This is a genomic window from Bacillus sp. 9.4 (assembly GCF_055486415.1).
The window spans coordinates 130735-143772 of the sequence record NZ_JBVFMU010000005.1 but is presented as its reverse complement, the minus strand read 5'-3'; the positions used below and the strand labels follow the sequence as shown (position 1 = coordinate 143772).

10 protein-coding genes and 1 pseudogene are annotated in these 13038 nt (G+C 45.5%); 3 read left to right on the top strand and 8 right to left on the bottom strand.

From position 1 onward, the window contains the following. The 4 genes and pseudogenes from ACZ07B_RS18420 to ACZ07B_RS18405 form a co-directional block, all read right to left on the bottom strand. Positions 1-966 carry an L-lactate dehydrogenase gene (locus ACZ07B_RS18420; RefSeq protein WP_014478761.1) on the bottom strand — a complete coding sequence of 322 codons (966 nt, stop codon included), beginning with the start codon at positions 964-966 and terminating at the stop codon, positions 1-3. Between the two features lie 176 nt (positions 967-1142). Next, positions 1143-3122 (bottom strand): alpha-amylase, encoded by a 1980-nt coding sequence (gene amyE, locus ACZ07B_RS18415; protein ID WP_464877521.1) that lies wholly within the window; start codon positions 3120-3122, stop codon positions 1143-1145. Positions 3123-3330: 208 nt separating this feature from the next. Then, positions 3331-3873, bottom strand: a pseudogene (locus ACZ07B_RS18410) (DUF6773 family protein). Between the two features lie 115 nt (positions 3874-3988). Further along, positions 3989-5422, bottom strand: coding sequence for a YfcC family protein (locus ACZ07B_RS18405; RefSeq protein ID WP_086343423.1), 1434 nt, complete (start codon positions 5420-5422; stop codon positions 3989-3991). A gap of 149 nt (positions 5423-5571) precedes the next feature. Here ACZ07B_RS18405 and ACZ07B_RS18400 point away from each other — a divergent pair, with 149 nt between their 5' ends. Then, positions 5572-6723 (top strand): M20 peptidase aminoacylase family protein, encoded by a 1152-nt coding sequence (locus ACZ07B_RS18400; protein ID WP_464877520.1) that lies wholly within the window; start codon positions 5572-5574, stop codon positions 6721-6723. Between the two features lie 38 nt (positions 6724-6761). Here the strand turns inward: ACZ07B_RS18400 and opuAC are convergent, their stop codons facing one another. From opuAC to opuAA, 3 genes are read right to left on the bottom strand one after another with little or no spacing between them, the layout of a single operon-like run. Next, positions 6762-7643, bottom strand: a complete 882-nt coding sequence (gene opuAC, locus ACZ07B_RS18395; RefSeq protein WP_003246462.1) for a glycine/proline betaine ABC transporter substrate-binding protein OpuAC — start codon at positions 7641-7643, stop codon at positions 6762-6764. Then, a complete protein-coding gene (gene opuAB, locus ACZ07B_RS18390; RefSeq protein ID WP_003234703.1) occupies positions 7643-8491 on the bottom strand; it encodes a glycine/proline betaine ABC transporter permease subunit OpuAB in 849 nt (282 codons plus the stop codon). Before opuAB ends, opuAC begins: the two co-directional genes overlap by 1 nt. Before the next feature lies 1 nt (position 8492). Next, on the bottom strand, positions 8493-9749 hold the full coding sequence (gene opuAA / locus ACZ07B_RS18385; RefSeq protein WP_024571578.1) for a glycine/proline betaine ABC transporter ATP-binding protein OpuAA: 1257 nt from the start codon (positions 9747-9749) through the stop codon (positions 8493-8495). 289 nt (positions 9750-10038) lie between these two features. Here opuAA and ACZ07B_RS18380 point away from each other — a divergent pair, with 289 nt between their 5' ends. Both ACZ07B_RS18380 and ACZ07B_RS18375 read left to right on the top strand, forming a co-directional pair. Next, positions 10039-10341 (top strand): ArsR/SmtB family transcription factor, encoded by a 303-nt coding sequence (locus tag ACZ07B_RS18380; RefSeq protein ID WP_076458377.1) that lies wholly within the window; start codon positions 10039-10041, stop codon positions 10339-10341. A 68-nt stretch (positions 10342-10409) separates the two neighbouring features. Further along, positions 10410-11582 carry an MFS transporter gene (locus ACZ07B_RS18375; RefSeq protein ID WP_464877519.1) on the top strand — a complete coding sequence of 391 codons (1173 nt, stop codon included), beginning with the start codon at positions 10410-10412 and terminating at the stop codon, positions 11580-11582. A gap of 197 nt (positions 11583-11779) precedes the next feature. Here the strand turns inward: ACZ07B_RS18375 and niaP are convergent, their stop codons facing one another. Then, complete coding sequence (gene niaP / locus ACZ07B_RS18370; RefSeq protein ID WP_464877518.1) at positions 11780-12982, bottom strand: niacin permease NiaP; 1203 nt, start codon at positions 12980-12982, stop codon at positions 11780-11782. Positions 12983-13038 lie beyond the last annotated feature (56 nt).

The window sequence follows — 13038 nt, the reverse complement described above, 5'->3', positions numbered from 1 at the left end:
TTAGTTGACTTTTTGTTCTGCAAAATGAGGTTTTAAAATGTTTTTAAGGACGCCGGCGCTGTGAAGGAACTGTTCTTTTTCTTTCTCGTTTAAGTTCAGCTCAGTGATACCTGCGATCCCTCCGCGATTCACGACAGCCGGCACACCGATGTACACGTCATCTGCACCGTATTGCCCGTCCAAATATGTGCTGACAGTTAATATGCTGTTTTCATTATGAAGAATGGCTTTTGTAATGCGAGCAAGACTCATCGCAACCCCATAATAAGTCGCGCCTTTTTTCTCAATGATATGGTAAGCTGCGTTTTTCACATCATCTACAATTTGGTCCAGCTCCTCTTGTTTGTAAGCATCGTTTTTCTCAACGAGTTCACTGACCGGCACACCGCCGACATTCGCGTGGCTCCAAACAGGAAGCTCTGTGTCGCCGTGCTCTCCGATAATATGCGCGTGCACGTTTTGAGGCGCTGCGCCAAAGTATTCGCTCAGCATGAAACGGAATCTCGCAGAATCTAGTGTTGTGCCGCTTCCGATCACCCGCTCTTTTGGCAGGCCGCTGAATTTCCATGTTGCGTAAGTCAGGATATCAACCGGATTTGTCGCGATTAAGAAAATGCCGTCAAATCCGCTCGCCATGACTTCACTGACGATGCCTTTGAAAATCTTCAAGTTCTTTTCTACTAATTCAAGGCGTGTCTCACCAGGTTTTTGGTTTGCTCCGGCGCAAATGCAGACAATATCAGCATCCTTGCAGTCTTCATATGTTCCGTAAGATGTTTTGACCGGTTGTGGCGCAAACGCCTTTCCGTGGTTTAAATCCATCACATCGCCCATTGCTTTTTCTTTATTTACATCAATGACCACAAGCTCATCTGTGATCCCTTGGTTAATTAACGCAAATGCATAACTGCTTCCAACAAAACCCGCTCCGATTAAAGCTACTTTATTTACATGTTTGTTCATCATTAATCATCCTTCCAGGGTATGTTTCTCTTTGATGTCTTTTTATTTGTGAAATATTTCACATTTATATTGTGCAACACTTCACAAACTTTTGCAAGGGAAAAGTTTTGTCTGATTTATGAACAAAAAAGAAACCATCATTGATGGTTTCTTTCGGTAAGTCCCGTCTAGCATTGCCCTCAATGAGGAAGAGAACCGCTTAAGCCCGAGTCATTATATAAGCCATTTTGCACGTAATCAAAGCCAGGCTGATTCTGACCGGGCACTTGGACACTGCCATTATTAAAAATCACTTTGGCGTTGGTTGTATCCGTGTCCGCAGGCAGCGTCAGCGTGTAAATTCCATCTGCATTTTTAGTCATTGGTTTTCCAGGCCAAGATCCGGTCAATTCAATTGCCCGGCCCCCATCATGTTTATAGATATAAGCATTTACCTGGCTCCAATGATTCGGATTTTGATAGCCGATGGTTTTGGCCGAAGCTGGATCTCTTTTAACAAAGCTGTATTCCTCGGCCCTCGTTACACCATCACTGTTCGTTCCTTTTAACATGATGGTGTATGTTTTGCCAAATGGATCTCCTTTTCCGATTGTGAATTGATCTCCATCCTTAAACGCTGTCTCTGGTCCATTATTGATTTGATAAACGGCTTTTGTTGTATTCGCATCTGCACGCAGGGTAATCGTCAGTTGATCATTGAAAGAATGTGTTACACCTGTTTTGTAATTCTCAAGGAAAACATGAGGCGCTTTTGCAATATCATCAGGATAAAGCACAGCCACAGATCTGGCATTGATCGTGCCTGTCAGTTTACCATCATTCACTTGAAATGAACCCGCCCCAGCTTTATTATCATACCTGCCATTAGGCAATTTTGTTGGCGTATTGATAGAAACAGAGGAAGAACCTGCATTTGCCAGCACAACGCCATGTGAGCCGCGCTGATTCATAAATATCTGGTTGTTTCCATTCGGGTTCGAGAGTTCCTCAGGCTGTCCAGCCATCACATTGTGAAATCTATTGACCGCAGTGATAGCCTGATCTTCAAATAAAGCACTCCCGCGATCGCCTATTTGGCTTTTCCCCGGGAATCTCACACCATTTCCGCCTCCCTCAGGTCTGGAAAAGAAAAGAGGCGTACTGCCTGAACGAGAAGCTATCACCGCCCAGCCTAAACGGATATCATCATCGCTCATCCATGTCGACTCTTCATCATCATTGGCATACGTATCATGCGACTCTACCCATGTCACTAGCTTGTCCGCAGACACATCAGATGCATAGTGGGAGATATTCGACACGCCCAGATTACGATTCTTTAAAGCGGACCTTATGGAATGCCCATAGTTAGACGCTGTCACATTCATATAATTCGCATATGCAGCATCTCTGGAGGCACTATCCTGCAGGATTTCTCCGTATTGGAACTCTGCAGCTGTATTTGTGATATTCGGCCAAAATTGACTGCCGTAACTCCCATCATCCGGAAGCTCTATATGTTTGGCGGCATCAAAACGAAAACCGTCTGCTCCATCATTCAATGCTCTTTCTAAGAACCGTTTCAGATAGGACTGTACTTGTGTATTTTGTGTATTCCAGTCATACAGCCCGAGCAATGAATTCTGCGTGACATCCCATCGATCAGACCAGTTTTTAATTTGTGTGTTTCCATGTGTCCAGTTTGGAATACTCTTAACCTCATTGGAAATCGCGGCATAATCACTGGTGGTATGATTGATGACCGCGTCAACAATGACCTTTATGCCATATTCTTCAGCGGCTGCACACATTTCTTTAAATTCTTGTTCAGTACCTAAGTAACGGTTGCCAATTTGGTACGATGTCGGCTGATAGAGCCAGTACCAGTTCGACATGCTTTTATCTCCTTGATTCCCTTCCTTTACTTGGTTAATCGGAGATGTCTGAATGGCTGTATATCCTGCATCATGAATATCCTTCATATTATGTTTTAACGTATTGAACGACCAATTCCATGCATGAAGAATGGTTCCGCTTTTGATCGACGGTGCTGTCAGCTCATTCGATTTGTTCGCCGTTTCAGCACTCGCAGCCGCCGGTCCTGCCAGAACCAAATGAAACAGCAATAAAAATCCAGCGAATAACGGCAGTAAAGAGGTTTTGAATCGTTTTGCAAACATTCTTGACACTCCTTATTTGATTTTTTGAAGACTTACTTCGGAGTCAAAAATCCCTCTTACTTCATTCTTCCGCTTCCTCCTTTCAAACCGATGTGAAGACTGGAGAATTTTGTCAACGCTTACATTTTAAATTATCACAATCACTCTATCAAAACAACTTGGCAGAGTGAATACAAATCAATGTTCCTATAAAAAAAGCTGCCCGAAACTATGAACGCTTCCCTCGCTTTCCAAACAAAAAAAAGAAACCATCTATTTTTCAAGATGATTTCTTTTTTATTTCTTCTTTTACCGCTCTTCTGTAAGCCAGCTTCACAATCACATACCGAAGCAGAAACAGAACGCCGCCGCAGACGATAAAAAGAAGAATCATTTTCAGCCAAGCGAAGAATGTATGGGGAATCCCCCTGTCGTACATCGTAAGCACCACTACCGCAAAGGCGACAGCAATTGATTCTATTCGCTGCTGCTTCACCCGTTTTTGCAGTTCTTCTTTGGTGTCTATTCTCGGCATGAGCATTCCGGATGCCGCAGCCCTGATGCAGTAATATAAGATAATGATGAACAAAAACACAAGGCTTGCAGCCCATTCTTTAAACGGAAATGCAAACATAATCCCGCGGATGATCACATCAAGCAGCGCAAATGCTCCCGCTATCATCCCAATCTCCGACCAGATTTTTTGTTCTTTTTCTTTTACTCTCTTATTTTTCCCATTCACGCCTGAAAGTCTATTACGCAGATTATTCATGACCTTCCTCCCGCACTTTTACGAATGGCTTATGGCTTACATGTTACAATAACAGCCTGCGCTTCTGCAATGAATAACTCAAAAGCCCGCCGTACAAGCCGGCGGGCAGCAATCGTTAAAACGGCCCCCAATTGATCATGACGCCGATCACGATAAAGACAAGCCCGATCAAGAACCAAATCAGAGCAAGCGGCACCATAAACCGCAGCCACTTGACATACGGAATACCGCTGGCGGCAAGCACCGCCATGAGAACGCCGGATGTCGGATTCACACAGTTGACGACCCCTTCTCCAAGCATAACTGCCTCCACCGCAACCTGTCTCGTGATTCCCATCAAATCAGCGAGCGGCGCCAGGATTGGAATAAATACAACGGCTTCGCCAGACCCTGAAGAGATGAGAAAATGAAGCAGCGCACTGGCGATATACATGCCGATTGCCCCGGCAATCGGGCTGAATCCGTCCAAAAGTGAAGCCAAAGCATTGACGACAGTATCGAGGAGCTTTCCATTTTCAAGGATAACGGAAATGCTTCGTGCCATCCCGACAATCAGCGCCCCGTATACAAGACTTTGGCAGCCCGTAATGAAGGTTTTGGCAATATCGTTCGCCGCAAGCCTGCCTATTAAACCGGCAAGGACAGAAATAAAAATAAATGTCGCAGCCATTTGGGAATCTGACCAGCCAAGCTTCAAAGCGCCGTATAAAAATCCGACAAGTGAGAGTCCCGCCACAGCCAAAATCAGCTTATGGCGAACGGTAAACGGCACTGACTGATCTTCTTCTTTACCGGCTTCGCCCATTCCTGCCGCAGGGAACCAATCTGTTCCTAACACACTGGCATCTTTTGATTTTTTTAATTTTCTCGTATACAAATAGATATAAATAATAGAAGACAGCAAAAAGCATATGTATATCAAAACTCGCAGGCCGATTCCAGAAAAAAGAGGGAGCTCCGCGATTGATTGTGATAAACCGAGCGGTGACGGTGATAATATGGTGGAGTTAAATCCAGCGTAGCAGCCGATGTAAATAACAGCGGCTCCCGCGACTGCGTCCCATTTTAAGGATCGTGCCACAATGAGGCCGATGGGGATAAAACCGATAACTGAATTCACGACAATCCCGGTTGTTCCGAGAATGGAGAACAATGCGCCGACAATACAAATAAATAATAATTGCTTTGTGCGGAATTTGCTGATGACATTGTAAATCAGGCCATTGATGGCACCCGTTTTTTCTAGAATAGCAATGGTGCCGCCTGTGAATAGAATCAGAAAGATGATGGGTGCTGATCCAACCATTCCATCCTGTAGAGAAGTAAAAAAGCTGATCAAGCTGACCGGAGACTGTTCAATGGAATGATAGCTTCCCGGAACAGCGGTCGTGACATCCCCCTTTGTCACGCGGTCAAATTCACCCGCCGGCACAATATATGAAGCGATTGCGCAAATGAAAGCAATCATAAATAAGAGGACATAGGCGTCAGGCATTTTAAATGTCATACGTTTTTTCTTAGGCTGTGTTTCGGCTGCTGGCATACTCATATTTCGATCCATCCCCTCTGTTTGAAAATATTAATTATTCTGAATAGTAGCAATATGTGCTATATTATATACAGCCTATCTTCCTGTTTCAATATAAATAAAGTAAAGAAGGTAAAAATTCATTCTGATAGAAGGAGGTATTTCTTACCATGCAAAAGCTTTCAGAAGACATGAAACAAACCATTATGGACATCTTCGAGCATCTGCACGCGAACCCTGAAGTCAGCTGGAAGGAATATGAGACAACTTCATTTTTGAAACAAAAGCTTGAGGATTTAGGGTGCCGGACGCGCACGTTTTCAGACTGCACCGGGGTTGTCGGCGAAATCGGCTCAGGCTCACCTGTTGTAGCGGTACGCGCTGATATTGACGCGCTGTGGCAGGAGGTTAACGGCACATTTCGCGCCAACCATTCCTGCGGACACGATTCACATATGACAATGGCATTGGGCACGTTAATGCTGCTCAAAAAACAACCTGAGCTTCCGAAGGGCACAATCCGTTTTATCTTTCAGCCGGCAGAAGAAAAAGGCGGCGGCGCCTTGAAAATGATAGAAGAAGGCGTGCTTGATGATATCGACTATTTGTATGGCGTTCACGTCCGTCCGATCCAGGAAACACAGAACGGCCGCTGCGCTCCGTCTATTCTGCACGGATCAAGCCAGCACATTGAGGGAACGATCATCGGGGAAGAGGCTCATGGCGCCCGTCCGCACCTCGGGAAAAACAGCATTGAAATTGCGGCATTTCTTGTACATAAGCTCGGACTCATTCATATTGACCCGCAAATCCCGCATACCGTCAAAATGACAAAACTTCAAGCCGGCGGTGAAAGCTCTAACATCATTCCAGGAAAAGCATCGTTCAGCCTTGATTTGCGCGCACAGACCAATGAAGCCATGGAGGCGTTAATCGCCGAAACAGAAAGAGCCTGTGAAGCGGCCGCCGCTGCATTCGACGCAAAAATCGAGCTGCAAAAAGAACACAGCCTTCCTGCGGCAACACAAAACAAAGAAGCTGAAGCGATCATGGCAGAAGCCATTACGGATATCATCGGGGCTGAGCGGCTTGATGATCCGCTTGTCACCACCGGCGGAGAGGATTTCCATTTTTACGCCGTGAAGGTGCCGAATCTGAAAACAACGATGCTCGGACTAGGCTGCGGGCTCCAGCCGGGGCTCCATCATCCGCACATGACCTTTGACAGAAATGCGATGTTCAACGGCATTCACATTTTAGCGAATGCCGTATTAAAAACTTTTCAAAAGGCTGATTCACCCGCTGCCGCTTACGTAAAATAACGCAAAAAAAAGCAGCCTGACACAGGCTGCTTTTTTGATTACTTCTTCAAATCTTCAATTGAGTTGACGTTTTTCATATATTGAGGAACAACAAGCCCCATCTTCACACCAGTCATACTGGTGCCAATATCATCATATTTGCCTTTATATTTAGCGGCGTATGCTTTATGGGTATTCGGCAGCCATGCGGAAAGGGATGCATCCGCACTTCCCGTCGCAATTGCAGTCCACATCGGCCCAGCCTCTACCTGAGTAAGTGTTACCTCATAGCCCAAGTCTTCTAAGACTTTGCCTATGACGTTTGTACTTGCAATCTCACTGTCCCACGCCACATAGGCAAGGTTGATTTTGTCTCCCTTTACCTTTTGAACGCCTTTTGTCCATTCGGCAATCTGATCCTTGTGTTTATTGACGTACTCGGCAGCAACTTTGGCAGGTTTCTCGCCTTCTTCCACCTTGATCATGATTTCGCCCATTTCGTCTTGCGTCCATTTAAACTGGCTCAGAAGCTTTGCGGCATTCGGCTGTTCTTTGCTGAAGCCTTTGCGTGTGATCGTATGGATTTCCTCTGCGCTGCCATAAGATTGTTTCGGATCATCGAGATATTTCAGCTTATATCTGGAGAACATCCAGTGCGGTGTCCATCCTGTAATGATAATCGGTTTCTTACGGTCGTATGACTTTTTAAGCGTAGCGGTCATCGCAGCACTTGACGCTGAAATCAATGTCCAGTCATTCAGGTCATAATCCTTCATCGCTTTGTCAGTCAGGGACATAATCCCTGAACCGGGGTCAATCCCGATGATGGTCTTATTCACCTGTTCTGCTGCGGATGCATTTTCATCGTTTTCTGAACCGCAAGCCGCAAGTGAGAGCGCCAGCATGGCGGAAACGCCGATGCCGATGATTTTTTTAAGCATCAGGCATTCCCCCTGCTTTTCTTCTTCACTTTAATATTTTGAGTAATACGGTCCAGGGTAATGGCAACGATAACGATGGCGATACCGGCCTCTACTCCGACCCCGGTTTTCAGCTGTGTAACGGCACTGTATACTTCAGAACCAAGTCCCGGTGCACCGACCATTGCGGCGATAACAACCATTGATAACGCAAGCATGATGCTCTGGTTAATTCCGGCCAAAATCGTTTTTGTCGCAAGCGGAAGCTGAACTTTAAACAAACGCTGAGCTGTTGTAGAACCGAATGCCTCAGTCGCTTCAATCAAATCCGCCGGCACTTGTTTAATACCGAGAACAGTCATGCGGATTGTCGGCGGCATCGCGAAGATAACAGATGCAACAACACCCGGCACAACACCGATGTTAAAGAAGAAAATCGCCGGCAATAGATATACGAAAGCAGGCATTGTCTGCATTAAATCAAGAATTGGCGTTACAATACGGCGAACCGTTTCTTTCTGAGACGCCCAAATTCCGATCGGAACCCCGACCACAATCGAAATAATCACAGATGTCAAAACAAGCGCCAATGTTTGCAGCATTGGGTCCCAATATCCTAAATAATCGATCAGGAGGAATCCAATCAACGTAAATAACGCAATTCCCCTTGTACTGATCCACCACGCAAGTGCGGCGAAAATAATCGTTAACAAAATAGATGGAATAAATCCAAGACCGGTGACAATTCCATTTACAAAAGCGGCCAATCCGTTTGCAATTCCGTCGAAGAATCCGCCAAACGTCATCGTAATCCAGTCAACAAAACGGTCAATGATATCTGCTAAAGGTATTCTAGGCAGTCTATCCATCTTACTTCACCTCCTGTACAGAAGGATCTTGTGTTTGTTCGCCAGTGCCTTCAGCGTTGATATACTCGTTATTGCCGGCAAGTGCGCCAATCAGCGCGCCTCTTACGACAATTCCTTTCATTCTTTGCTTCTCATCCACAACCGCAATTGGAATATTCGCATCGGACACAACGTCAAAAATCTCAGTCAGATACGTATTCTCTGGTACAGTCGTAAATTCTGTATTCAAGATGTCTTGAAGTGACAAATCAGACTCAGCCGCTTTTTTCGCATCAGACGCATAGATAACACCTAATAATTTCTTTTGTTTATCCACTGCATAAATTGAAGAAATTCCAAGGTTTTTCATCAGTGTCAATGCTACGCGAGGCCCTTTATCAATCCGCACTGTTTCAGCTCGTTTCATAATGTGGCCTGCTGTGAGGACTTTAGACAAATCAACATCTTCGACGAATTTCTCAACATATTCGTTAGATGGATTCATCAGGATTTCTTCAGGTGTGCCGATTTGAACGATATTGCCGTCCTTCATTAGGACAATTCTGTCGCCGATCCGCAACGCTTCGTCCAAGTCATGCGTAATAAAGATAATTGTTTTTCCGACATTATCGTGAAGATCAAGAAGCTCATCCTGCATATCTTTACGAATCAGTGGATCAAGCGCACTGAACGCTTCGTCCATCAGAAGGATGTCCGGATCATTTGTCAACGCGCGGGCAAGGCCGACACGCTGCTGCATCCCGCCGGAAAGCTGGTCTGGATATTGGTGTTCAAATCCTTCGAGCCCGACGAGCTTAAGAGACTCAAGCGCTTTTTGCTGCCGCTCTTGTTTGTCTACACCTTGAAGTTCCAGTCCGTATTCTGTGTTTTCAAGTATCGTTCTGTGCGGGAACAGAGCGAACTTTTGGAAGACCATGCTGATTTTCTTCCGGCGGACTTCCCGGAGCTGGTCTTTAGACATATTTGTTATCATGTCACCATCAATGTAAATATTTCCGGCAGTCGGTTCAATAAGCCGGTTTAACATCCGTACTAAAGTTGATTTACCGCTCCCTGATAGACCCATGATGACAAATATCTCACCATCATATACTTCAAAATCTGCCTGATTAACCCCAACGGTTGATCCGGTTGCTTTCAGGATCTCTTTTTTTGTCTTTCCGTTGGCAAGCATTTGAACTGCCTTCTTTGTTTGTTTCCCAAAAATCTTAGAGACTTTCTCGACTTTTATCTTAATTGGTTTCTCATCTACACTCATATTTTCCCTCCATATTAAGCAATCTTTATTACCGTAACATTTATGTAACTTCCCACACAAACAGCATATTCTCTTTTATTCTGTACCATTTCTTTATAAACATCCATGTGACCACATGATCTTATTTATGCTTCTAAATGCTCTGTAATCCTCCTATATGATTGTATTTTACGGGTGATTTTTCGCCTATCTTTAGTTGAAAACGCTTTTATTGGAATTGAATTCCTTCTTCCTCTTATGACTTCCCTCTCCTTTACTGGAAAAATAAGTTGCTTTTTCAACATCAATTATGTATTATAGTTTCATGACTATGAAACAATCAGATGATCAAATCAGAGCGCAAATTTTTAAAGCACTGTCTGATGAATCAAGGCTTGCCATTATTCGTACGCTTTATGTCAGCGGAAAAGAACTCAGCTGCGGTGAAGTAGGTGAAAAGTGCAATATTGTCAAAACCACGGCATCTTATCATTTTAAAACGCTGCGTGAAGCGGGATTGACGGCAACCCGGAAAGATTCGCGGACAAAATACGTCAGTCTGCGTGAAGACACCTTTCACACATACCTGCCTGGCTTTTTGGAAACCCTCTAACAAAGGGTTTTCTCTATACATATCTGTTTCATAGTTTCAAAGTTATAAAACAATAGGAGTGATAAAATTTGAATCGCATTTGGCTTTTCTTCAGTGTCATGTTTGTCATTGGCACGGATACCTTTTTGCTTTCGCCGCTTCTCCCCCTTTTACAGGATCAGTTTCATGTCTCTATTGATTTGTCAGGCTGGATGGTCAGTGCTTATGCACTCGGTTATGCGCTCTTCGCTTTCATTGCAGGCCCAATCTCAGACCGGCTGAACAGGAAAACAGTCATGCTGTGGGGACTTGCAGGCTTTATCGTATCCACGTTTTTATGCGGCATCGCTCCCTCTTTTGCCGCCATGTGCCTGTTCCGTTTTGCCGCAGGCGTTAGCGCTGCGTTTGTGACGCCTCAAATTTGGGCGTCCATCCCAGTCATTGTCCGGCCTTCTCAGATCATAAAAGGCATGGGGATTGCGACAGCAGGTTTGGCCGCTTCACAAATGCTCGGACTTCCTATTGGAGGGTTTCTCGCTTCCTTTACATGGCATACGCCATTTTTCGTTTTGTCAGCGTGCTCGCTTATTCTTCTATTGATCCTGGCGGCGGTCATGCCTGATATCCTGCCTTCTGAACCATTGGCGCGACCATCAATTGTCAACCCCTACCGGGAGCTTTTTTCATTGCCGAAAACATCGGTCATTCTGCTTGCCTATTTTCTGTTTCAAACCGGAAACTTCGCTTCGTTCAGCTTTCTGGGTACTTGGCTTTCCGCGGATTATCATTTAACCGTGTCACAAATTGGCGCAGCTATGCTTGTACTCGGACTGGGAAATATGCTCGGGAGCCTTATCGGCAGCCGGGTTTCAGAAAAGCTGGGCATGTTTAAAACACTGATCAGCGGGATGCTGCTAATGGGCGCTCTCTATTTCGCTCTTCCGTTCTTTCCAAACTTGTTTTTAGTAGAAGCCGGCTTTTTTCTCACGTTCTTTACAGCTGGCATCATCTTTCCGTTAATGATGGGTGTCTTTCAATCCATTGCACCGAATGCGCGAGGAACCATCGCTTCCCTTTCCAATGCCGCTATGTATGCCGGAACCACTGTCGGTACAAGTATTGCAGGTTTTTTATATCAAAGCACACAGCATTTCGGAGCTGTCACAGGATTTACTGCCATTTTGTTCATACTTTCTATGACGCTCTACCAGGCAATCAGTAAAACCGGGAAACGCCAATCCGCAGCCCGGGCGCAATTGTAAAAAAAGCACCTCATTCAGAGGTGCCTCAGATTGTTGACAAAATCTTTTCAGCGTGATTGAAAACCCTTGAAGTCTAGGAAGGACGAGCATAGGAGCGGAGCGAATGTTCTAATTCGTGAGCACCGAAGCGCAGTCCTGACAACGAATGCGAGGGTTTGTCGACACGCTGAAAGCACCTCTTTTAAGAGGTGCTTTTCCTATTCTAGCTCAGTTTGTTTCGTTTCTTTCCCCATAATCAAAATACAAGCAACCGCGAGTAAGATTGCAATGCAAAAGATTGAAAAGATGACCGAAAACGAAATATGACGGGCTGCCAGAGTTCCGACGAGCAAAGGCCCGAAGATGCCGCCGATTCTTCCAAACGCTGCTGTCGTTCCTGAACCTGTTGCCCGAATCGCAGTCGGGTATTGCTCCGGGGTATACGCATACATCACGCCCCACGCACCGAGATTGAAAAACGATAACAGCATGCCAGCCGTAAGCAGAAGACTTAAGGAATCCGCTGTTCCGAAGAAATAGGCGCTTCCTGCTGTGCCAATCAAGTAAATGACAAGTATCCACTTCCGGCCCGCTTTTTCAATCAGCCATGCGGCAGAGAAATAGCCAGGTAGCTGAGCAAGCGTCATCAGCAGGACATATTCAAAGCTTTGAATCATGCTGAAGCCTTTCAGCAGCATGACACTCGGGAGCCATAGGAACATGCCGTAATAAGAAAACACCACACAGAACCAAACGATCGACAGCATCACGGTCGGCCGTATATACTGTCTTGCCCAGATGCTTTTTACATTCTCCCACACCGACCTCTTTTTGGCAGAAAGCGATTCATATTTCGGCGAATCAGGCAGACTCGTCCGCAGGTACAGCGCATAAAAAGCAGTCAGCCCAGTTAACAGAAGGGCAGCCTGCCAGCCGAAGCTTGGTATCACAAAGTAAGAAATCAAGGCCGCTGCGAGCCAGCCCACGGCCCAAAAGCTTTCCAAAAGCACAATCACTCTGCCCCGCTTTTCAGGCACAACCGCTTCCGAAACGAGTGTTGAAGCGACTGGAAGCTCGCCGCCAAGTCCCATACCAATCACGAAACGAAGGATTAGAAATGCCGATAAGCTTGTCACAAAAGCGGAAATGCCGCTTCCGATGGAAAAGCATAAAAGGGTGATGATAAACACTTTTTTGCGGCCGATTCGATCAGCAAGCAAACCAAACAAAAACGCACCCGCAGCCATGCCGATGGAATTGACGCTTCCGATCCATTTCATTTCCTCGGGCGACAGATTCCACTCTACATGGAGCGCGGCGATAATAAACGATAATATTCCGACATCCATTGCATCAAACAGCCACCCCAAACCGGCGACGCCCAGCAGTTTACGCTGGGATATAGGCTGTTGTTTTCCCATTGCCAACACCTCTGATATGCAAAATGATTACCGTTTAAGTTTACACCTGTCTTTAC